The sequence below is a fragment of the Pseudomonas sp. 22082 genome (genome assembly GCF_052046055.1).
GTDB lineage: Bacteria > Pseudomonadota > Gammaproteobacteria > Pseudomonadales > Pseudomonadaceae > Aquipseudomonas > Aquipseudomonas pharyngis.
Genome location: NZ_JBQEQB010000001.1, coordinates 130,066 through 150,681, shown reverse-complemented (window position 1 = coordinate 150,681; position 20,616 = coordinate 130,066). Strand labels below are relative to the sequence as shown.

Sequence of the window (20,616 nt, the reverse complement as noted above, 5' to 3'; positions counted from 1 at the left end):
TAAAGCTCCCTGGTTATTTGTGGTGCGTTTTTCCCAGCGACTTGGCCACCAGTTGTTCGTAGAGTTCGGCGTAGGGTTCGACCGCCTTGCACCAGTTGAATGGCGCGGCCATTGCCCGGCAGCGCATGGCGTTGAGCAGTTCGGGAAAGGCAAATACCTTGAACGCGCGGCTCAGGGCTTCGCGGTAGCTGTCGGCGGTCGATTCGTTGAACAGGAAACCGGTGACACCGTTTTCGATGGTGTCGGCCAGCCCGCCGGTGTTGCGCGCGACCGGCAACGAGCCGAAACGCTGGGCGTACATCTGGCTCAGACCGCACGGTTCATAACGCGATGGCATCAGCAGGAAATCGCTGCCGGCGAACATCCGCCGGGCGTCGGTTTCGTTGAAGCCGATGCGCACGCCGATCTGGCCGGGGAAGCGCAGCGCCAGTTCGCGCATGGCTTGTTCTTCTTCCGGCTCGCCACGACCGATGATTGCGATCTGGCCACCGTTCTGCACGATGTATTCCGACACCGCCTCGGTCAGGTCGAGGCCTTTTTGATAGACCAGCCGCGAGACCACGGCAAACAGCGGACCTTCCGATTGTTCCAGGCCGAACAGTTCGCGAACGTGGGCGGCATTGACCGCTTTGCCTTCCCAGTCGCCGATGGCGAACGGTGCGAACAGGTGCGGGTCGGTGGCGGCGTCCCAGCTTTCATCGATGCCGTTGGGGATGCCGCTGAGCAAACCTTGCTGGGTCTTGGCGGCGAGAAAACCGTCGAGACCGCAGCCGAAATCCGGTGTGGTGATTTCCTGCGCGTAGGTAGCGCTGACCGTGGTGATATGGCTCGAATAGGCCATGCCGGCCTTGAGGAACGACATTTTGCCGTAGAACTCCATGCCTTCCTGTTGCAGGGCATGGGCGGGAATCCCGAGTTCGGGGCATGAGCCCAGGCTGGTCACACCTTGATAGGCCAGGTTGTGAATGGTGAACAGGGTCGGCGTGCGTTGCCCGCGCCAGTGCATATAGGCAGGCGCGAGACCGGCCGGCCAGTCGTGGGCGTGCACCAGATCCGGGCACCAGTGGATTTGCGCGAGGTTGGCGGCGATATCGGCAGCGGCCAGACCCAGACGAGCGAAGCGAATGTGGTTGTCCGGCCAGTCGCGACCATTGTTGGCGCCATACGGGCCACCGTCACGGGCGTAGAGTTCAGGGCAGATCAAGACATAAATGACCAGACCGTCGGGCATGTCCATGCGCCCGATCTTGCAGGGTGGCAGTGCAGCGTGGCCACCCAGTTCGCCGATGATGTGGATCGGATTTTCGCTGTTCATGACCTGCGGGTAACCCGGGATCAATACCCGCACGTCATGCAGATGTGCCATCGCGCGGGGCAGGGCGGCAGAAACGTCTCCCAGACCGCCGGTTTTCACCAGATCGGCGATTTCCGAGGTCACGAACAACACTTTTTTCTTGTTGGGGTTCTGACTGGCTATCGGCGTCAGTGTCTTGGTGATCGGGACGCTGATCGATCGGCTGCCGGGAACGCTTAAAGTGCTCGATTCACCCATCGGCTGATGAGCCCGTTCTCCCTGAATTTCCAATGCCGCACTGATCATATGAATCTCCCGTCTTTTTGATCTGATTCTTGTCTTGAACATGCGATGTCCATGGCCAGGTCCTGTGGCCGGGCGCAAACACGCCACGCATGAGTGAGCAAAACGCTACCCAACACGTGCAAGCAGAATGGGTGAGGTGGCCATTGCAAGACTTGAACCAGTCGCTTTGGCCCTGCCTATCAGATGACCCGCCGCGATCTGCAAAAGTTTCGACGAATTTTTGACTTTGTGACCGGCCGGTTTTACCCCGCGAAAACCAGTCTAGGCCAGATCCTAGAGCGGGCCAGGGCAATTGGATGAATTGTTCGACAATCTGTTGCAGGCTCACGAAATCCGTGGCTTCGGGAGGGGGTGCGCCCCGACGAAGTGCATGTCTGGCGGGTTCGGTGACGCAAAATGGTGACCGACCAGTCACGATTTCGGGCGCCGGGAAAGTGCGGGCGCACTGTTGCGGTGCGGACAGTTGCGTTGGCGGGCAGACAGTGGGTGCTGCTTCGCGGGCAGGGATTGCCCGCGAAGGCGAGGGGACTCAGTTAAGCAGGCGGATAGATTCCCCGGCTGACCACCCTTGAATGTCTTCGATCATCTGCGAAAAGAACAACTCATAGTTCTGGCGGCTAACGTAGCCGACATGAGGCGTGGCCAGCACATTGTCGAGGGTGCGAAACGGGTGCAGTGCCGGCAGCGGTTCCTGATCGAACACGTCAAGGGCCGCACCGCCGATACGCTGTTTCTGCAAGGCCTTGATCAGCGCCGCTTCGTCGACAATCGGCCCGCGCGCCGTGTTGACCAGCAGGGCGGTCGGCTTCATCCAGTCCAGCGCCTGGGCATCGACCAGGCCCCGGCTGCGATCGCTGAGCACTAGGTGCACCGACAGCACGTCAGCCTGTTCGAACAATTGCTGCTTGCTGACATAGGTGACGCCAGCCTGTTCGGCGCGTTCGGCGGTGAGGTTTTCGCTCCAGGCGATGACGCGCATGCCGAATGCCTGACCGAACTGCGCCACCCGCTGGCCGATGCTGCCGAGCCCGAGGATGCCCAGGGTCTTGCCGTGCAGGTCGCCGCCCAGACCTTGCTGCCACTGGCCGGCGCGCAGGGCGTTGGCTTCGCTCACCAGATTGCGGGTGGCGGCCATGATCAGCGCCCAGGTCAGTTCCGGCGCTGCGTGTTTGTAGCTGTCGGTGCCGCAGACCTTGATCCCGAGGCGGGCCGCGGCCGGCATATCCAGCGCCGCGTTACGCATGCCGCCGGTGACCAACAGCTTCAGGTTCGGCAAGCGTTTGAGCAGGTCGTCATCGAAGCGTGTACGTTCGCGCATCACACAGATCACTTCGAACCGGCCCAGACGCTCGGCCAGCGTGGCGTTGTCCGCCGGGTACTCATGGACGAAGGTGACTTCGCCGAGACTGTCGAGCACCGACCAGTCGACTGCGCCCCGCGCGACGTCCTGCCAGTCATCGATCACCGCAATCTGCACCGCCATCAGCGTTACCTCTTCAACGAACGGGATTGGTTTTGTCCAGCCAGCCGAGCAGCGCCTCGTGGAACTTCGCCGGCTCTTCCATCTGCGGGGCGTGGCCCATGCCGGGGAATTCCACCAGCGTGGACTGAGGAATCAGTTTCGCCACCTGCTTGCCCAGCACCTCGTAGTGACCGATTTTCGCCTTCACTTCGGGCGGCGCGATGTCCTTGCCGATGGCGGTGGTGTCGGAGGTGCCGATCAGCAGCAGGGTCGGCATCTTCAAATCCTTGAACTCGTAGTACACCGGCTGGGTGAAGATCATGTCGTAGATCAGCGCCGAGTTCCATGCGACCTGAGTCTTGCCCGGACCGTTGCTCAGGCCGGCGAGCATGTCCACCCAGCGGTCGAATTCGGGTTTCCAGCGGCCGTCGTAATAGGTCGTGCGTTCGTAGTCGCGAATGCCCTGGGCGGTGACTTTCAATTCGCGCTGATACCACTGATCGACGCTGCGGTAAGGCACGCCAAGGGCTTTCCAGTCTTCCAGGCCGATCGGGTTGACCAATGCCAGTTGCTCGACCTGATCCGGGTATTGCAGCGCGTAACGGGTGGCGAGCATGCCGCCGGTGGAGTGGCCGAGCAGGGTGGCCTTCTGGATGCCCAGCGCCTTGAGCAATTGCTGGGTGTTGGCCGCCAGTTGCTGGAAGGTGTACTGGTAGTGATCGGGTTTGCTGGAGGTGCAGAAACCGATCTGATCCGGGGCGACCACCCGGTAACCGGCTTCGCTGAGGGCCTTGATCGAACTGTCCCAGGTCGCGCCGCAGAAATTCTTGCCGTGCATCAGCACCACGGTGCGCCCGTTGGCCTTGCCGTGGGCGGCGACGTCCATGTAACCCATCTGCAGCGACTTGCCCTGAGACTGAAAGGCAAAGTGCTTGAGGGTGTAGGGATACTCGAAACCCTGCAATTGCGGGCCGTATTGCGGGCCTTCGGCGTGAGCGAGCAGGGGCAGGGCGGCGGTCAGCAGCAGGCCGGGCAGCCAGCGGGTCAGCGATACGGACATAGGACAACTCCACAAGAAATCGGCCGATGCTGGAACGGCCGGATTAGGGCGACGTTAAACACAGGCAATCCCCGGGCCCGATCGTTCAACCGAGCCAGCCGAGGGTGAGCATCGCCAGCACCCCGTAGCGGGCGCCTTTGGCGAGAGTGACGATCAACAGAAAACGCCCGAGAGGTTCGCGCATGACCCCGGCGATCAGCGTCAGCGGATCGCCGATGACCGGCAACCAGCTGAGCAGCAACGACCAGTGACCGTAACGCTGATAGTGAACGCGGGCTCGCTCCATATGCCTGGGGCTGACCGGAAACCAGCGCCGGTCCTGAAAGCGTTCCAGCCTGCGCCCCAGCCACCAGTTCACCAGCGAACCGAGGACGTTGCCCAGCGTCGCCACGGCCAACAGCCCCCAAAGCCAATAGCGCTCGCTGACCAGCAGCCCGACCAGCACGGCTTCCGATTGCAGCGGCAACAGCGTCGCCGCACCGAACGCCGCCACAAACAGCCCGAGATAACCCGCCGTCATCAATGGGCCGGGTAATCCGCCACCACCACATCGGCACCGTCTTTCTTCAGGCCGATCACTTGATACGCGTCGCTCATGCCGTCCATTTCCATGCCCGGCGAGCCCATTGGCATGCCCGGTGCGGCAACGCCCAGCAGGTCGTCACGTTTGCTCAGGGCCAGCACCTGTTCCGCCGGAACATGGCCCTCGACGAATTTGCCGTTGATGATTGCCGTGTGGCAGGACGCCAGACGTGGCGGTACGCCGTGTTGCTGCTTGAAGCTGCTCATGTCGCTTTCGACGTGGTCTTCGACCTTGAAGCCATTGGCTTCCAGATGGCTGATCCACTTTTTGCAGCAGCCGCAGTTGGCGTCGCGGTGGACTTCGATCGGAATAAGATCGGCGGCTTGCGCCAGGGAGGAGATGAACAGCGCGCTCAGGGCGGCCAGACGCAGATGGTTTCGCATGAATGGCTCTCGGCTTAGAGGAGAAACGGTCAAAAAAGGAAGGCATTTTGACCGGTTTTTCCTGCCGGGCATCAACGGAGTGTTTCCAACTGATACGAGGCAGGCCTGCCAACATGATCGTAGATCAAAGCTGACAGGCCACTGAGCGCAAGATGACAAAACGGTCAGCGAACCTTGAACCGCCCCATGATCGCGCTGACCCGGCTGTTGGCTTCCAGCAACTGGCGGGTGTTGAGTTCGCTGGCCTGACCGCTTTCCACCAGCTCATCAACCATGTGGCGGATCTGCACCATGCTGCGGTTGATCTCCTCGGTGACCGCGCTTTGCTGTTCGGCGGCAGTGGCGATCTGGGTGCTGAGGCTGTTGATGTGGCTGACCGAACCGGCCATCTCGTCGAGGCCACTGTTGACTCGCGCCGTGGCATCGGCGGCCGACTGGCAGCTGGCCTGGGTGTTTTCCATGGCGCTGACCGACGAGCTCACGCCCTGGGTCAGACGGCTCAACATCTCGTTGATTTCGGAGGTGCTGGCCTGGGTGCGGGCGGCAAGGGCACGCACTTCATCGGCCACCACCGCAAAGCCGCGACCCTGTTCACCAGCGCGGGCCGCTTCGATGGCAGCGTTGAGCGCCAGCAGGTTGGTCTGGCCGGCAATGGCGCCGATCACGCCGAGGATTTCGGTGATGCGCTGGGCGTCCTGCTGCATGCTTTCGACCTTGTGGGTGGCGCTGGCCACTTCGTCGATCAACGCCACCACGCTGCTTGACGCTTCGCCAACCACCACGCGCGAGCGGTCGGCGTTTTCATTGGCGCGTTGGGTGAACGCGGCGGTTTCGGCAGCATTTTGCGCGACGCTTTCGGCGGTCGAACTCATTTCATTGATTGCAGTAACCGTCTGGTCGGTTTCCGAGGCGTGGCGCAGCAGAATCTGGCTGGTGTGCGCCGAGGTGCGTTGCAGGTTGTCGAGGCTCGAGGCCATGGCGCCGGTGGCCTGGGTGACTTCGCCGATCATGTTCTGCAGATAGGCGATGAAGGTGTTCACAGAATGCCCGATGGCGCCGAGTTCATCTTCAGCGCGGATGGTGATGCGTCGGGTCAGGTCGGCATCGCCGCTGGACAGCGAATCGATGTTGGCTTTCAGCGCTTTCATGCGCGAGACCAGTTGGCGGATCGCGTAGACCTGCAGCAGCACCAGCAGGATCACCAGCGGAATCTGCAACAGGCTCAGGCTGCTGAGCACGTCGTCGCGCTGGGCGGTGAGCATTTTGGTCGGGAGCGCGGTGGCGAGGAACCACGGGGTGCCTTCGATCGGGCGCATGAAGAAAGTGCTGGCTTCACCGTTGTTGTCGAATTCGACGCGCTGCGCCTGCTCGCGGTTTTGCAGCCCGGCCTTGACCTGGCTGGCGAAGGTCGAACCGCCGGCCAGTTCGCTGATGTTCTTCAGCACGATCGGCCCGCTGATGCGCGAGCTGTTGCTGATGATCTTGCCGTCGGCCTCGACGATCAGCATTTCGGCGTTGAGGTCTTTTTCCTTGCGCGCCACCAGATCGTTGAAGAAGCCCAGGGTCACGTCGATGGTCGAGACGCCCCAGGCGCTGCCGTTTTTCTGGATGGCCATGGCGCAGTTGGTGCGCGGTTCGGCGCTGGCGTCATCTTTATAGGCAGCGGCCCACGCGCATTGGCCGCGCGGGGTCTGCATGCCGCCCTTGTACCAGCTCTGGTCGTAATAGTTGGGGGCTGCGTCGCTGTTCCAGAAGGTGTTTACCGCCAGTTTGCCGGAGGCGTCGCGGTGCCAGAACGTACTGAACTTGTTGCGTCCGGCCTCACGCTGGCCGGGCAACGGCCAGATGCCGCCGCCGAATACTTTCAGCTCGCCGTATTGATCCACCAGCACCGGCAACACGGTGTCGATGGCTGCGCTGTCGAGCAGCGGGATGGTCTGGGTGATGCTGCGCTGTTGCGCCTGGACCTTGTTCAGTTCGCCCTGGATCTGCTCGGCCACTTCAGCAATGCGATTGAGCACCACCTGTTCTTCGGTATGACGCAGCTTGGGCGCGACCAGTTGGCTGATGCCAACCACGGTCAGCACCGACAACAACAGAATGAACAGAACCAGAAACAGCGTGTAGCGAGCCTGAATGGTGCGGAATGCGGGCATGGAAACCGGTCCTTGAGCAGGGATTCTTATTGTGGGCAGGGGGGAAAACAGCGCAGGTTTCCTAACGTATCGTCGCGACTTCGGGAAGCTTTAGGTACTTGCGTCCTAAAAGATGCAATCCCGACCGATGGAGCGTATCCGGCCTGATACACGAGGACTAACTGTCCCGAACATTAGAGCGATAAACCCACTTTCATCACATTGTCATGAATGCTCTGGTCCCGTATTTCCGGGGCTGTTGTCGGTTTGTATCGTGAATGTACGAAAATTGTAAAAAAGTGCAGAAAGGAGTTGGTGCCATTAGTTTGCCGGCCGATACTCCGGGCAACTCAAAAGTCGTCCAACAAGGAATTTTTCATGTTTTCCTCGCAAGGAGCCTGCTCATGACTATCGGCTATACCGGTGCCTGGCAACCCAAGGCGGGTTTGCTGGTTCGAGACACAGGAAGCTCGAGCAAACCGGTTTCCCAAAGCGTGAAGGTCAAGCAGATGCTGGCTCTGGTCGGCAACGACCCCAACGCAATCAGCATCGCCGAGATGGACAAGCAGGGTCTGCACAAGAACATCAAGGGTTTCGATCCCACCAATGTTTCGGCCAAACAATTGGGCAGCCTCAGTGCAATGCTGCGCAGCCGTGGCCTGATTTCCGAAGTCACGTCCATTACTCTGCTCAACGCCGGCGACAAGTTTGATCGCTTCGGCATTCAGAAGGATCCGGACGCCAAGTTCAATGCGCTGGAGTACTTCGCGACGCAACTGGATACCATCCAGAACAACAATCTCAAGGGCAACAAGTACGCCAATACGTTGATCCCCGAGTACAAGAAAGCCATCTATGTGCTGCAGAATTTGCAGACCTACGGTCAGGGTGGGGAGCGCAAGCCTCCTACCGACAAGGGTGTCAGCGCCAAGGTGTGATCACGCAGGCCCGCCCGGTTAACGGAGCGGGCCTCGTCGTTCATGGCACATTGAGTTCCCGACGCCGCATGTCTTCCTGCAGACGTTGCATCCGCGGACAGTGCAATGTCAGCGTTCCTGGCTGGAACCCGCGATGAAACAGGGCCAGCCATCCCGAGCCTTTTTCATCGGGCGCCAGCCCGGTGAAGGTGAAGTCCATGGTCGACAACTGGCGCCAGGCACTGTCGAAACCCTGCGCGAGTCTGAGCCTGATCGAAATCAGCCAATGGTCCGGCAACTGCTGCAGTTGCTTGAGCAATCCGTCGTCAAGCGATTCCAATACGCCGTCATAGCGCCCCCAACGCTGATCCAGTTGTATGGGGTCGCCGACCCAGGGTGATGGGTTGTCCCGTGTCCCGAACATGTCGACCATCTGCTGCATGAACTCGCGGCAGCCATCCGGCCATGCGAGGCTTGGCAACGGTCGCTGGTATCCGTCGATCTGGAGATAGCCGAGCACCAACGACTCCGGCACCGGTTCGCCAAAGGGCGAAGGGGCATGATCGGGTAGCAGCCCGGTGTTGTGAAACCCCAGACGGGCGGCCATCCGTTGCGTGTAGGGATGGTGGGTCATCTGCTTGATCGTCACGCCGTGGCATCCGAGCGCCTGGGCATGAACCAGCAATTGCCGGCTCAGTCGGGTGGCCACGTTCTGGCCACGGCTCTGCGGATCCACCACGCTCAGTGCGAGTTCGGCAATGCGCGACTCCTTGTCGCGAATCAATGCCGCGTGCCCCAGAATCTTCCCCTCCGACACCGCCACCAATGAATGCCAGCGCCCGCCGACATGGTTCTGCGTGATCATGCGCGGCAGGTAAACATGGGGCTGAGCGTATTGGTTGGCGTAGACCTTTCTGAAAAGCTGGCTGACGGCACGGGCGTCGCTGTTACGGTAACTGCGCAGGATCAGGGTTTCCATCAACGGTCCTCCCGGTGCAGATTGTCGTATACCCGCAGATCGACTACACGCTGCTGTTTACCTGACCGAGGATGGCGTGACAGTGACTGAATCGTGCAGCGCCGGATCTGCAATTCGAGCAAATGCCCGGTGCTCAACTCTTCGATCAATGGATAGGCTTCGATCAACGCACGGTGCAGTAACCGGTCTGCCTGCTCACCCATCGCAGACAGGGCATCCGGTACCCAGCGCAGGCGCAGAATATCCCTTGTGCCTTCCTGTTCGATCACCAGTTGCCAGTCTTCACTGCCGGTAATCCGCTGTACGGTTTGGCCGATGGCCTGAGGCAGGAGGGTCAGTATGCCGACACGAACCCGCTGACTGTCGGCACAGCGTCCCATCAATGCGAATTTGCGCCGGGGAACATTACCGGGCTCTCGCCAACAGGCGCGATCGCCGACCGGATAGCGAATCAACGGCATCAAGCGACGGGTCATGTTGGTCACCACCAGTCGTCCCACCCGGTTGCACCCGTCAATCACCTCTCCGGTTTCTTCGTCGAGAATCTCCAGCACGCTATGGTTGTCCGCCGCATGATGTTCGCCCAACGCGCAATCCCGTTGACTGGCGCCGATGAAACCGGCGTCGACACTGGCATAGCCCAGAGACGCAATGCGCGCACCGGGAAAGATACGGCCCAATCGTCGCAGTTGTGCCGGGAACAGACTTTCCCCGGCGTAGAGCAGGGTGGTCACGCCCTCGAGTACCCGCCCGTGCTGCTCAAGCCAGGCCGCAAAGGTCAGCAAATGGGCGGGCAGTCCGGCCAGCACATTGATTCGGTGCCGAACGACGGCATCGGCGAGGATGGCCGAGTCGACATGACCGGTGAACGGAAATTCGACGATATCCGTTTCCACATGCGCCAGCGCATCGTGGGTGAAGATGAAACTGGCGTAGAGGTCGCCAGCGAAAAACAGGTTGGCGATGCGGTCGCCCGCGTTCAACTGGCCGCTGAGACTGCGACCGAAATCCGTCACCAGTGTTTGCCATTCCTGGCGCCGGAAAATCGAGAATTTGCCGGCGCTGGTGGTTCCCCCCGTCTTGAATACCAGTGCGTTTTCCAGAGAGCCGGTCAGTGCAGGCCAGTGGTCGAGATCCTGGCTGCCTTCCCAGTAGGCAGCGGGATCGATCACCGGTAATTCAGCCAGCGAAGTGACGTGCTCGGGCACATCAGCGAAGTGGCCTGCGTAAAAGCTTGAATGGCGACGGGCAAACGCCACGAGCTCGTTCAACTCAATCCTTGTGTTCATGTTGCATTCCTTGCAAGTCAGTGGGCGGGACCACGCTGCGGTTGTCGATCACCTGCGGCGTCTTTCCGCTGTGTTTGTTTCGGGCGAACTGATCGATCGCACAGTGTTCTGCGTCCACCGTCAGCAGTCCCGTGCGGATGAGGGTCGCCAGCGTCGGGTAATTCAGCAGGCGGTCATGAACTTCGCGGGCGGGCAGCGAACTGCGAAACCGCATCCGCTCCAGCCCGTCGGGTGCGTGCTCCAGGACCAGCTGGAACTCGACCTGCAGATGCCGAGCCAGTGTTTCCAGACAGATGAAGTCCGTGCCGATGCGCAGCAGCCGGCCGTGACGTTGCAGCAACTCGAAGCGTGGAGCCGGCAGCCCGCATGGACACCGGCCGGGTATCCAGCGGCCGCTGTCGCCAAGGTCGTATCGCTGAACGTCCTGGCCTTGTCGTTCTATCGAGGTGAACACCAGACGGCCGATTTCATCGCCATTCACCGGCTGATCGGCTTCAAACGCGACGATTTCCAGATGTTGAATATCGCTCATCAGATGGAATACGCCATCAGACGTTGCCGGGCAGGCATGACCGAGCGGCCCGGCATCGACGCTGCCGTAAATGGCCGAACGGATCAGCCTGACGCCACAGCTGTGCATCAACGCAAGGCTCTGTTCGCCGGGATGCTCACCGCCGAGAAAGACCTTTTCGATGCCGCCATAGTCACGCAATCGTGACTGCTCGTTTAGAAACAGACGATGCAGGGTGCTCGGCATGCCGACCAGTGTGGTGACGCGTTGTTCGATGATCAAACGGGCGATTTCGCGGTAATCGTCATCGGCGGGCGCGCCCATCGGCAGATGAGTGACACCCAGTAGCTCCAGCACTTTGGAAAAGCTGAAAAAACCACCATACAGCCCACCACTGAAGAACAGGTTCATCACGCGGTCGCGGGCCGGGTCGAGGCCTGCGGCAAACAGCCCGTCGGCGGCGGCACGCATTTGCCGATCAAAATCGCGGTAACTGAAACCCGACAACACCGGAACGCCGCTGCTGCCCCCGGAGCGGAAGTACAGGCGGGCCGCCGGATTGATCGGGCGGGCGATAAACGTTTCCTTTGTCATGATCGGGCGACCTGCGACGCCGGGCGGCACCGGTAGCGGATCAAGCGTGGCACAGGTAGACAGTGTCGCAACCGGCAGGCTGACCGACACCCGCCGACTCAGGCGCTGCAAGGCATAGACACCGTCGTGGGGTTCGCCCTCGTAACCTTCGTGAATCGATTCAACGGGGGCGATTCGCGTGACGCCTGCTGCGATCAGCATCTGCGAAAGTTCTGCTGTCTCGTGTTCGGAGCAGATCAGGGCGCAGCTTTGCAGCATGTTTCGCCAAGGCACGAGCGCCTCGATGACTTGCGTTCGTGGCAGTGGTTTGAGCAGCACACTGCGAAACAGCGGCGAGGGCGCGAGTTGCTGGTCATGCGTCCAGATCACCCGCCAGCCCGGTGCTTTCCAGACATGTCCGGGGGGGCCGACAAAACTCTGGGTCAACTGCGCGATCGCCGTGTCTGTGGTGATTTGCGACGCCTCTTGAAGTGACGGCATCAAGGCCGGCCAGTGCTGGGCCCGACGTTCCAACGCCTTTGCCAGGCCCGCGCCGATGATGCGCAGAACAGCTTCGTCATCGCTGTCCACCAGCAGCCATTGCGGGCTGGAACAGGCCTGTTGGTCGAGACGACAGACTTCATCCGCCACCGCGTCCAGCGCCTCTGGCGAGGCGGTCTCGGGAGTCAGGTAAACAAAACTGATCCGATGACCCCAGTCGATCCAGCGACAGCCGGCCGGGATCTGCCGGCGGATGGATTGAAGCGCCGATTCGCCGCCCCAGGCTGAAATGCCGTTGGCGCGTTCGCAGAGTTGGCCGATTTGCTCGGTCGTTGCTGGTATGACCGCGACGTGTCCTGCGATCTGGCCGGTGGCGTCGCACTGAGTCAGCGCATGGAGCAAGCGAGCGGTCAGGCCCTGGTCACTGCTGCTGGGGCGCAGCCAGTTGACGTTGCCGGCCAGCAGGCTCTCGATCACGGCGCAGAAGGCCAACAGCGGTGCATTGCCAGGGGTGATGTGCACCACCAGACCCAGCGGGCTCCAGCGTTCGAAGTGCGATTCGCGATAGTCGATGCGGCGCAAGGCATCCGGTTGCTCCCCCAGCTCACGTTGCAGTTTGTGCTGCAGGGCATCAGGCTGGCAGAACTCGATCAGGGATTGACGGTGTTCAGGTTCAAGAGGCAGATCCGGATCGTGCAGTCGGGTGGAGAAAACCGCGACCGCATCGAGGACTGCCCCACGCTGGAGTGCCGTGCCCAGTCGCTGTGGCAGGTCCAGATGAAGTTGCTCCAGTGCGGCGTCGAGCCGGTAGTCGGGGTGAAGCTGTCCGTTGATCAGATACATGTCAATGCCTCCCCAGCAGTTCAGCGGCGGCCAGGGCGCAGCTTCTGCCGGCCGTGGTCGCGGCGCGGCCATGCAGTTCGAACCAGTCTGCAGATAGACCGCAGCCACAGCTGGCGCCTGGATGCAGGGTAGCCAGATCGCTCATGACCACGGCGTGGGCCGGACTCGATGAAATGTAGGGCGAGACGAAACTCAGCAAGCCTTGACGGCCATACGGCAGAACCGTGAAGTCGGACGGATTGCGCACGAAGACCTGCGAATAGACGGGCACATGGAAATGATGATGAGCACATTCAAGGTAAGGCACCGGATGCTCGACCGCGCCGTAACCGTCACGGCAGCGAGAGACCTCAAGGCCCAGTTGTCGGTGCATGCGCTCGTACAGTTGCTGACGGGGAATCTCCTGCGCGGCATGGGTTTTCCAGCCACCCCCGAAGAGCGCCAGCGAGTCCGGTGTCAGTTGCAGTTCGCGAACGCCGGTGGCCCGCATGCGTTCAAGGGTCTGCCAGAGAAAGGCGGGAAAGCCGAGAATCCGTACGGGCAAGCCTTCTTCGGCGAAGGATTGCAGGGCGGCAATGACGCCGAAACTGTCGAACTCGTGACCGCCGCCGGTACGGCGCAGGGCATAGGCCACTCGATTGACGGGGGCGAACCGACACAGGAACTGGTCAGTAAAGGAGGTTCCCAGGCTGATCGTGCCCTCCGGCTCATAGCTCAAAAGCAAGTAGTTGCACGGGGTTTGCGGGTTGCTCCAGCCATAATGGTGAAAGATGCGTTCGACCATGTATTGGGCGGCGCCCAGGCTGCGTTCGTCGTAACGCATGCGACTTTTCTGACCGCTGGTGCCTGAGGATGTCAGCTCCAACGCGTGGGTACCGGTGGGGCTGAGCAATAGGTGCTGCTTGAAAAAACTGGCGAAAATCGGCGGTAGACGCGACCAGTCGTCGAGGCTGTTCAGATTGTCCACGGTCAGCCCGTTGGCGTTCAGCCAGCGTTCGTAGCCCGGGGTATGCAGGCTGTGGAAACGGCTGATCTCGACCATGGCCTGATCGAACAGCCCGTCCGGCACGGCGTCCGGGCAATAGGGTTGCGTCAACGCGCAGAGCTTGTCGCTGTGGGGGAAATGGAACATCAGAAGTCCTTATCGTTATGGTGAACGGTCGGCCTTGCCGCAGCAGGCAAAAACCGGTTGAGCAGGGGCAGGCACAGCAGGCCGCCGACCGCGGCCCACAGCGCAAAGAAATCGAGGCGAAGGCCGCCGCCGATGGCGGCAATCAACGATCCACCGGCACCCATTACGGCAATCGAAATCATGCCGATCGCGGCCGAGACCAGTCCTTTGCTGTCATCGCTGCAAAACAGCGCCAGCCGATACAGGGCTGCGTTGCTCATGCCCAGCCCTACGGCGTACAGCGCGAGGCCGGCAATCAGTGCGGTGAGGGAGAGACCGGTCATGGCAACGGCCACCAGGGTCAGCAGCCCCAGGCAGTACGGCCACAGTGCCAGGCGAATCAATTGCGGCAATTCACGTGTGGGCAGCAACCGGTCGAGAATCAGATTGCCGAGAATGACGGCTGAAAAGACCGGTATCTGCCACAGGGCATATTCCCGCGTTGTCAGCCCCAGTGACTGGATCAGCAACAGCGGTGCAAGACCGATCCAGGCGATCAGCGGCAGGCTCATCAGGCCAAGTGCAACGCAGGTCCCGAGAAAGTTTTTGTTGCGCGCCAATGCAAGGTATCGAACACCGATCTGGCGAAGGGAAAAGGCCATGGGCGGTTGCTGAGTGCCATCACGACGGACCACGCCGATGGTTTCGGGCATGCAGGCGTACAGTCCGGTCCATGCAAGTACGGCAACCAGGGCCAGGCCGAGAAACAGTTCGCGCCAGCTGAGCCATTCCAACAACAGACTGCCCAGCAGCGGACCGATCAGCGGCGAAAGCAGTGCAACATTGCCGAGCAGCGCCATCAGGCGCACCGCATCGGCTTCGCAGAATACTTCCTGAAGCGCTGGATAGCTGACAGCCACCACAAACCCCAGTCCCATGCCCTGGATAAGCCTTAATGCGTTGAAAACTTCAATACCGGGCGTAAAGACTGTCGCTGCACACGTTGCACCGAACAGTGCGCAACCGGCCAGCAACAACGGGCGTCGACCGAACCGGTCGGCAAGCGGTCCGATCAGCCATTGCAGGCACACTCCACCGATCAGGTAGAGATTGAAAGCGTTGGGGATATGACGGGCATCGGCTTCAAGATCCCGAGTGACGGTGAGCATCGCCGGCATGACCATGTCGCTGGCCATGTAGGTCAGCCATTCGAACAGCATGATGGCGAGGCAGAAACCGAGCGCCTGCCGCGGCGAGAGATTGATGAGAGTTCTTTGCATACGCTTCCACGAGATTCGAGAGAGAGCGCAAAGGGTAGAGGCGGGGTCAGACTGTTCCTACGTCATTGCTGTGACGCTCTATGACGGGGGGTTGCGTGATGTTGCACAAGTCGGGATGCCTACTCGCAAGAGCGAATTGACTGACAAGATAATGGGGGGAGTCTTAAGAAAAATGCCCACATTCCTGTGGGCATTTCGGCTGACACTAAATCAGTTGTTGCATTTGAATGAATGGACGCTGGCATCCTTCTCGCAACATGACTTAACGATGGTCGTAGTAGCCCGGACCTTGCGGCGCGTAGTGGCGATGGTCGCCATGCCAGCCGCCGTGGGGAAAAATGATGCAGCCGCTCAGGGTGAGCAGTGCAAGGACAGGAATCAGCCAGGTGATTCGACGCAGCATTTCGAAAATCCTCATGGTTAAAGCCGCCTGAAGCCAAAGCTCTTCATCGGCTGTAACATGAGACCCCGTTTGCAGCGGCATATCCCCGTGAAAGGGTATGTGCATGGCATCGACGCCGATACAAACCCGATACATTCCAACGGTTCAGGAACCTGTAATGACCCATAAGCAACGCTTGATATATTCGATTCTGATTGCCGTCGCCGTACTGCTGATCATGCTCGGCCTGTCCTGGCTGCAAAACGCCGGCAAGCTCAGCGAGCAAACGTTCCAGTACATCGCCATCGGTGTGGCGGTGGTGGTCGTGGTGATCAACGGCGTGATGCGCCGCAAGGTCAAGCCCTGACAGCGTCTGCTGCGTGCTTCAATCGTGGTTGAGCACGGCGGCAGCCTGGGGATGGAGGCTGTAGCTCTTGTCGTCGTTGAACGTGATGACACCTTCGGCGCACAGGCGCTTGAGTACTTCGCGCACGCTGAGGAAGGACAACGGAATGTCCAGATCCAGCAACTGGCTGTGAACACCACGCACACCCAGACGACGGTCGTCCTCGGCGGCGACCAGCAGGGTGTCGATGACTTTGAGGCGAATCAGGCTGGTGCGCAGGCCGAAGCTTTTAAGCAGCATACGGATGCGTTCATTGCCGTGACGCTCGACCCGTTGCCCGAATACGTCGGCGTGTGAACCCATGGGCGCTCCTTGTGGGGTCTGGCTACCTTCCGATGGTAGGGGTGGGTTGTACATGCGATTACTCCTTTCAGAGCCTGATCAGGAAAGGTTTTTCGTGCTCTCCCTAAACAAGACGTTTCAGCTCGACAAATCATGAAGCGGAAAATGTAGAAAATTTGTCGTGGTTTTGTCTTTTCCCCGTGATTGCGGCACGAAACAGGTGTGTGACCGACTAAATTTTTTTTCCACGGCTTCGTTTTCTGGACAGGCTCATTGCGTGTGACGCGTGGGTGATTTCAGAGCGAGCCGGGTCCGACGTGTTCACGGTGGCGGGCGGTTCGCTCTTCGGCATTTCGATCAGGAGCGAGCGTGACTATTTCCAGGCAATTCACCGGACTGACCCTTGCCGGCCTGTTTCTCGGGCTGAGTCTGTCGGCGCAGGCGTTCAGCCCTTCCGGCCAGACCGGCGCCGATATCCGCCGCACCGGTTTTGGCGTACCGCACATCCGCGCGGAAAACGAACGTGGTCTCGGGTTCGGCATCGGTTATGCCTATGCGCAGGACAACCTGTGCCTGCTGGCCAACGAAGTCGTGACGGTCAATGGCGAGCGGTCGCGGTACTTCGGGCCGGAGCAACTGACAGTCGAAGAGCGCGAGAACCGCGTCAGCGACGTGTTCTTCCAGTGGCTCAACACGCCGCAGGCAGTGAACGCTTTCTGGCAGGCCCAGCCGGTCGAAGTGCGTGATCTGGTGGAAGGTTATGCCGCCGGCTACAACCGTTATCTGGCCGAACGCCGTCAGCAGGGCTTGCCACAACAGTGCCAGGGTGAATGGGTGCGCGATATCGCCGCCGAGGACCTGGTGAAGCTGACCCGTCGTCTGCTGGTCGAGGGCGGGGTGGGCCAGTTCGCCGAAGCGCTGGCGGGTGCTACTCCGCCGCAGGCCACTGCGAAGATTGAAAACGATGCGCGGGCCTATCAACTGGCGGACACGCGCCTGCAACGCTTCGCACTGGACCGTGGCAGCAACGCCGTGGCGGTCGGCAGCGAGCGTTCGTTCAATGGCCGTGGGATGCTGTTGGCCAACCCGCATTTCCCGTGGGTCGGCGGCATGCGCTTCTATCAGATGCACCTGACCATTCCGGGCAAACTGGATGTGATGGGCGCGGCGCTGCCGGGCCTGCCGGTGATCAACATTGGCTTCAACCAGCACCTGGCCTGGACCCACACCGTCGATTCGTCAAAGCATTTCACCCTGTATCGCCTGCAACTCGATCCGAAGGATCCGACCCGTTACCTGCTCGACGGCCAGTCCTTGCCGATGAACAAGCAGACGGTCACCGTGCAGGTCAAACAGGCGGACGGTCAGGTGGTGCCGGTCTCGCGGGATGTCTACAGTTCGCAGTTCGGCCCGATTGTGCAATGGCCCGGCAAGCTCGATTGGGACAATCAGTTCGCCTATAGCCTTCGCGATGCGAACCTCGACAACGATCGGGTGTTGAAGCAGTGGTACGCCATGAACCGCGCCGGCAATCTCAAGGATCTGCAGGATTCGGTGCACACGATTCAGGGCATCCCGTGGGTCAACACCCTGGCCGTGGATGACAAGGGCCAGACGCTGTACATGAACCTGTCGGTGGTTCCGAACGTCAGCGCCGACAAACTGGCCAGGTGCAGCGACCCGCGCGCCGGTCTGAAAATGATCGTGCTCGACGGCTCCAACAGCGCCTGCGCCTGGGACATCGACCCGCAAGCCGCGCAGAAGGGCATTTACGCTTCCAGCCAGTTGCCGCAGCTGCTGCGCAAGGACTTTGTCCAGCACTCCAACGACTCGGCGTGGCTGGCCAACCCGGCGCAACCGCTGACCGGCTTCTCGCCGCTGATCAGTCAGGACGGCCAGCCATTGGGCCTGCGCTCGCGCTTTGCGCTGGATCGTCTGGCGACCCTGAGCAAGAAAGGCTCGGTGTCGGTGCAGGATCTGCAACACATGGTGATGGACGATCAGGTATTCCTGGCGACTCAGGTGGTGCCGGACCTGCGAAAGTTCTGTGCTTCGCAGTCTGAGGCCGCGTTGAAATCGGTATGCAGCAGCCTGAAGGCGTGGGATGGTCGGGCGAATCTGGAGTCGGGCGTCGGCCTGGTGCATTTCCAGAACATCATGCAAGCGATGCAGGAATCGCCGCAGGCCTGGCGCGTGGCGTTCGATCCCAAGGATGCTCAGCACACCCCGCGCGGGCTGGCCGTTGAAAAGCCCGAAGTGGCCAAAGCATTGCGCGAGGCGATGCTGGCGTCGGCCGAAACTGCCGCCAAAATGGGCCTGAACGCCAGCACCCGCTGGGGGGATGTGCAGGTGGTCAGCAGTGGTGGCCAGCAAACGCCGATTCACGGTGGCCCGGGCACGCTCGGCATCTACAACGCCATCCAGAGCGTGCCCCGTGAAGACGGCAAGCTGGAAGTGGTTAGCGGCACCAGTTACCTGCAAGTCGTGACGTTCGATGACAAGGGACCGCATGCCCAGGGCCTGCTGGCATTCTCGTTATCCAGCGATCCGGCGTCGAAGTATTCCCGGGATCAGACCGAGGCCTTCTCGAAGAAACAGTGGAGTGTGTTGCCGTTCACCGAACAGCAGATCGAGGCCGATCCGCAATATCAGGTGCAGACCGTGCGCGATGACCTGGAAAAAACGGGGAAAGTCGCGGCGCAGTAATCAGCTGTTCAACCTGCGGACAACCGCAAAAGCACAAGGCCGCTCCCTCACGGGAACGGCCTTCAGTTTTTTGGCGGTTGCTGCGGCATCGGGTTGATCACCGGGTTGCCGTCCTTGTTGCGGGTCAGGAAGACCGGCAGGACTTTGGGCAGAGAACTGGCGAAGCTGTTCAGTTCCTTGATGTTGTAAATGCCGCCCACCCGGATCGAACCGGTGGCGTTGTCGGCCAGCATCAGGGGCTTGTCCAGGTAACGATTGATCTGCGGCAATGCTTCGTTCAGCGGCAGGTTGTCGAGCACCAGTTTGCCGCTGCGCCAGGCCAGTGCGTTGTCGTTGGCATAGGTCTGGCTGATCTGCGGAGTGAAATCGCCATGCCTGTAGCGTGCCTGCATCGAAGGCCCCAGGCGCAGACCATCGCCGGGCAATTGAGTGTTGCTGGTGACCAGCACGGAACCCTCGATCAGGTTGACCTTCACCTGATCCTCATACATCCAGACGTTGAAGCGTGTGCCGGTGACGCGAATCCTGCCTTCGGCGGCCCTGACGACGAACGGGTGGCTCAGGTCGTGGCTGACTTCAAAGAACGCCTCGCCCTTTTTCAGGGTGACGCGACGCTCGTCCTTGTAATTGCTGTAGGTCAGTTCGGTGTTGAGATTCAGCTCGACCTGGCTGCCATCGCCCAGGGTGACATGGCGGACATTGTCGGTGGCCGCGAAATGCTGATAGCTGTCAGGCAGCCAGCCGAGGTTCCATCCGGTCCAGGCCGCCAGCGGCAAAGCCAGTGCGCAGACGCAAGCCGCTACGGCGTACTGGCGCCATGACCGGGTCGCCGTCGGGTGAATCGGCAGGGCCGGTGCCGTTGCCGGCCGGGGCAGGTGTTCAGCGACGTCCCAGATTTCCAGCATCGCCTCATACTCGAACGCGTGAAGCGGGTGCGCATCGCGCCATTGTTCGAACGCCATGCGCTCTTCAGCGGTGCAGTCAAAGGCGTGCAGGCGCATGCACCAATGCGCGGCGGCATCGGTGATTGCATCGTATTCGGCTTCCGAGAGAGGGTTCTGGGTCATTGACTCATCCTGATTTCGCGCATTCTAACCTTGGGCGGAAGGCGCCGAGAACAGCCGTCATGGCATTTACCCATCAAACGTGGAACTTTTTTTCGCTGCAGCGCCCCAAAAAACAGGACATCCCGCGAACATTAACCATAAATGGAGTGAAAACATGATCAAAAGAACCTTGGCCGCTGTGGTTGCAACCGCCAGTCTTCTGAGCGCAGGCGCGGCACTGGCCGACCGCCCGGGCGCGGGCTGGATCACCATCGAGAAGGCCATCGAGATCGTGAAAACCAAGGCCGGTTATGTCGAGGTCTACGAGATCGAGGCCGACAACAATGGTTATTGGAAAGGCGAAGGACGCAAGGCCGACGGGGTGGTGTACGAATTCCGTATCGACGGCGCCTCCGGCAATGTCCTTCGCGATCAGAAAGACTGACCCCCACGGTTGTGCAGCGATGCGCAGGTGTCGAGCCTGCGCATTTTTTATGCGTGAATCAAACGCTCGGATCGGCTCCAGCTGGCCGCCCCTTTCTACCCGGTGCTCTGGGCGACATTGAT

18 protein-coding genes are annotated in these 20,616 nt (G+C 60.6%); 4 read left to right on the top strand and 14 right to left on the bottom strand.

The window, feature by feature from the left end; all coding sequences use genetic code 11:
- Positions 1-13: 13 nt before the first annotated feature.
- From glgA to ACTJK9_RS00620, 6 genes are all read right to left on the bottom strand, one after another.
- Positions 14-1,600: a glycogen synthase GlgA gene (glgA, locus tag ACTJK9_RS00645; protein ID WP_039768136.1), complete on the bottom strand. Its 1,587-nt coding sequence runs from the start codon at positions 1,598-1,600 to the stop codon at positions 14-16.
- A 529-nt stretch (positions 1,601-2,129) separates the two neighbouring features.
- The gene (locus ACTJK9_RS00640) at positions 2,130-3,083 is read right to left on the bottom strand and encodes a D-2-hydroxyacid dehydrogenase family protein (RefSeq protein WP_440811271.1); all 954 of its coding nucleotides are present in this window, start codon (positions 3,081-3,083) and stop codon (positions 2,130-2,132) included.
- 13 nt (positions 3,084-3,096) lie between these two features.
- Positions 3,097-4,122, bottom strand: coding sequence for an alpha/beta fold hydrolase (locus tag ACTJK9_RS00635; RefSeq protein WP_085611706.1), 1,026 nt, complete (start codon positions 4,120-4,122; stop codon positions 3,097-3,099).
- A gap of 85 nt (positions 4,123-4,207) precedes the next feature.
- A complete protein-coding gene (locus ACTJK9_RS00630; protein ID WP_221399609.1) occupies positions 4,208-4,642 on the bottom strand; it encodes a YqaA family protein in 435 nt (144 codons plus the stop codon).
- Complete coding sequence (locus ACTJK9_RS00625; protein WP_007957572.1) at positions 4,642-5,088, bottom strand: DUF411 domain-containing protein; 447 nt, start codon at positions 5,086-5,088, stop codon at positions 4,642-4,644. The genes ACTJK9_RS00630 and ACTJK9_RS00625 overlap by 1 nt, the downstream gene beginning before the upstream one ends.
- Before the next feature lie 164 nt (positions 5,089-5,252).
- A complete protein-coding gene (locus ACTJK9_RS00620) occupies positions 5,253-7,244 on the bottom strand; it encodes a methyl-accepting chemotaxis protein (RefSeq protein WP_440811269.1) in 1,992 nt (663 codons plus the stop codon).
- A gap of 383 nt (positions 7,245-7,627) precedes the next feature.
- Here ACTJK9_RS00620 and ACTJK9_RS00615 point away from each other — a divergent pair, with 383 nt between their 5' ends.
- Positions 7,628-8,161, top strand: a complete 534-nt coding sequence (locus ACTJK9_RS00615) for a hypothetical protein (RefSeq protein WP_440811268.1) — start codon at positions 7,628-7,630, stop codon at positions 8,159-8,161.
- 40 nt (positions 8,162-8,201) lie between these two features.
- On the opposite strand, the gene ACTJK9_RS00610 is transcribed toward ACTJK9_RS00615, so the two are convergent.
- The 6 genes from ACTJK9_RS00610 to ACTJK9_RS00585 all read right to left on the bottom strand — a co-directional run bounded on the left by ACTJK9_RS00610 (position 8,202) and on the right by ACTJK9_RS00585 (position 15,630).
- Complete coding sequence (locus ACTJK9_RS00610) at positions 8,202-9,119, bottom strand: GNAT family N-acetyltransferase (RefSeq protein WP_085611703.1); 918 nt, start codon at positions 9,117-9,119, stop codon at positions 8,202-8,204.
- A complete protein-coding gene (locus ACTJK9_RS00605) occupies positions 9,119-10,408 on the bottom strand; it encodes a phenylacetate--CoA ligase family protein (RefSeq protein WP_440811266.1) in 1,290 nt (429 codons plus the stop codon). The genes ACTJK9_RS00610 and ACTJK9_RS00605 overlap by 1 nt, the downstream gene beginning before the upstream one ends.
- The gene (locus ACTJK9_RS00600; protein ID WP_440811265.1) at positions 10,392-12,836 is read right to left on the bottom strand and encodes an aldehyde dehydrogenase family protein; all 2,445 of its coding nucleotides are present in this window, start codon (positions 12,834-12,836) and stop codon (positions 10,392-10,394) included. The genes ACTJK9_RS00605 and ACTJK9_RS00600 overlap by 17 nt, the downstream gene beginning before the upstream one ends.
- Position 12,837: 1 nt before the next feature.
- Positions 12,838-13,968, bottom strand: a complete 1,131-nt coding sequence (locus tag ACTJK9_RS00595; protein ID WP_440811263.1) for a LuxE/PaaK family acyltransferase — start codon at positions 13,966-13,968, stop codon at positions 12,838-12,840.
- Positions 13,968-15,227: an MFS transporter gene (locus tag ACTJK9_RS00590; protein ID WP_085611699.1), complete on the bottom strand. Its 1,260-nt coding sequence runs from the start codon at positions 15,225-15,227 to the stop codon at positions 13,968-13,970. The genes ACTJK9_RS00595 and ACTJK9_RS00590 overlap by 1 nt, the downstream gene beginning before the upstream one ends.
- Before the next feature lie 262 nt (positions 15,228-15,489).
- Positions 15,490-15,630 (bottom strand): hypothetical protein, encoded by a 141-nt coding sequence (locus ACTJK9_RS00585; protein WP_178076145.1) that lies wholly within the window; start codon positions 15,628-15,630, stop codon positions 15,490-15,492.
- 157 nt (positions 15,631-15,787) lie between these two features.
- Here ACTJK9_RS00585 and ACTJK9_RS00580 point away from each other — a divergent pair, with 157 nt between their 5' ends.
- Positions 15,788-15,976: a hypothetical protein gene (locus ACTJK9_RS00580; RefSeq protein WP_007957552.1), complete on the top strand. Its 189-nt coding sequence runs from the start codon at positions 15,788-15,790 to the stop codon at positions 15,974-15,976.
- A gap of 18 nt (positions 15,977-15,994) precedes the next feature.
- Here ACTJK9_RS00580 and ACTJK9_RS00575 read toward each other — a convergent pair whose 3' ends face one another.
- Entirely contained in the window at positions 15,995-16,372 is a 378-nt protein-coding gene (locus ACTJK9_RS00575; protein ID WP_085611698.1) for a fe2+ zn2+ uptake regulation protein, read from the bottom strand.
- A 294-nt stretch (positions 16,373-16,666) separates the two neighbouring features.
- Here ACTJK9_RS00575 and pvdQ point away from each other — a divergent pair, with 294 nt between their 5' ends.
- Positions 16,667-19,003 carry a bifunctional acylase PvdQ gene (gene pvdQ / locus ACTJK9_RS00570; protein WP_440811261.1) on the top strand — a complete coding sequence of 779 codons (2,337 nt, stop codon included), beginning with the start codon at positions 16,667-16,669 and terminating at the stop codon, positions 19,001-19,003.
- A 62-nt stretch (positions 19,004-19,065) separates the two neighbouring features.
- On the opposite strand, the gene ACTJK9_RS00565 is transcribed toward pvdQ, so the two are convergent.
- Positions 19,066-20,070 (bottom strand): FecR family protein, encoded by a 1,005-nt coding sequence (locus ACTJK9_RS00565; RefSeq protein ID WP_440811259.1) that lies wholly within the window; start codon positions 20,068-20,070, stop codon positions 19,066-19,068.
- A 154-nt stretch (positions 20,071-20,224) separates the two neighbouring features.
- On the opposite strand from ACTJK9_RS00565, the gene ACTJK9_RS00560 reads away from it, so the two are divergent.
- A complete protein-coding gene (locus ACTJK9_RS00560) occupies positions 20,225-20,494 on the top strand; it encodes a PepSY domain-containing protein (protein WP_085646474.1) in 270 nt (89 codons plus the stop codon).
- Positions 20,495-20,616 lie beyond the last annotated feature (122 nt).

Coding starts and splice junctions, on each gene's coding strand:
- ACTJK9_RS00605 (WP_440811266.1), bottom strand. CDS start 10,408: ATGAACACAAGGATTGAGTTGAACGAGCTCGTGGCGTTTGCCCGTCGC.
- ACTJK9_RS00620 (WP_440811269.1), bottom strand. CDS start 7,244: ATGCCCGCATTCCGCACCATTCAGGCTCGCTACACGCTGTTTCTGGTT.
- ACTJK9_RS00585 (WP_178076145.1), bottom strand. CDS start 15,630: ATGCTGCGTCGAATCACCTGGCTGATTCCTGTCCTTGCACTGCTCACC.
- ACTJK9_RS00630 (WP_221399609.1), bottom strand. CDS start 4,642: ATGACGGCGGGTTATCTCGGGCTGTTTGTGGCGGCGTTCGGTGCGGCG.
- ACTJK9_RS00625 (WP_007957572.1), bottom strand. CDS start 5,088: ATGCGAAACCATCTGCGTCTGGCCGCCCTGAGCGCGCTGTTCATCTCC.
- ACTJK9_RS00595 (WP_440811263.1), bottom strand. CDS start 13,968: ATGTTCCATTTCCCCCACAGCGACAAGCTCTGCGCGTTGACGCAACCC.
- ACTJK9_RS00635 (WP_085611706.1), bottom strand. CDS start 4,122: ATGTCCGTATCGCTGACCCGCTGGCTGCCCGGCCTGCTGCTGACCGCC.
- ACTJK9_RS00580 (WP_007957552.1), top strand. CDS start 15,788: ATGACCCATAAGCAACGCTTGATATATTCGATTCTGATTGCCGTCGCC.
- glgA (WP_039768136.1), bottom strand. CDS start 1,600: ATGATCAGTGCGGCATTGGAAATTCAGGGAGAACGGGCTCATCAGCCG.
- ACTJK9_RS00575 (WP_085611698.1), bottom strand. CDS start 16,372: ATGTACAACCCACCCCTACCATCGGAAGGTAGCCAGACCCCACAAGGA.
- ACTJK9_RS00610 (WP_085611703.1), bottom strand. CDS start 9,119: ATGGAAACCCTGATCCTGCGCAGTTACCGTAACAGCGACGCCCGTGCC.
- ACTJK9_RS00615 (WP_440811268.1), top strand. CDS start 7,628: ATGACTATCGGCTATACCGGTGCCTGGCAACCCAAGGCGGGTTTGCTG.
- ACTJK9_RS00590 (WP_085611699.1), bottom strand. CDS start 15,227: ATGCAAAGAACTCTCATCAATCTCTCGCCGCGGCAGGCGCTCGGTTTC.
- ACTJK9_RS00565 (WP_440811259.1), bottom strand. CDS start 20,070: ATGACCCAGAACCCTCTCTCGGAAGCCGAATACGATGCAATCACCGAT.
- ACTJK9_RS00560 (WP_085646474.1), top strand. CDS start 20,225: ATGATCAAAAGAACCTTGGCCGCTGTGGTTGCAACCGCCAGTCTTCTG.
- ACTJK9_RS00640 (WP_440811271.1), bottom strand. CDS start 3,083: ATGGCGGTGCAGATTGCGGTGATCGATGACTGGCAGGACGTCGCGCGG.
- ACTJK9_RS00600 (WP_440811265.1), bottom strand. CDS start 12,836: ATGTATCTGATCAACGGACAGCTTCACCCCGACTACCGGCTCGACGCC.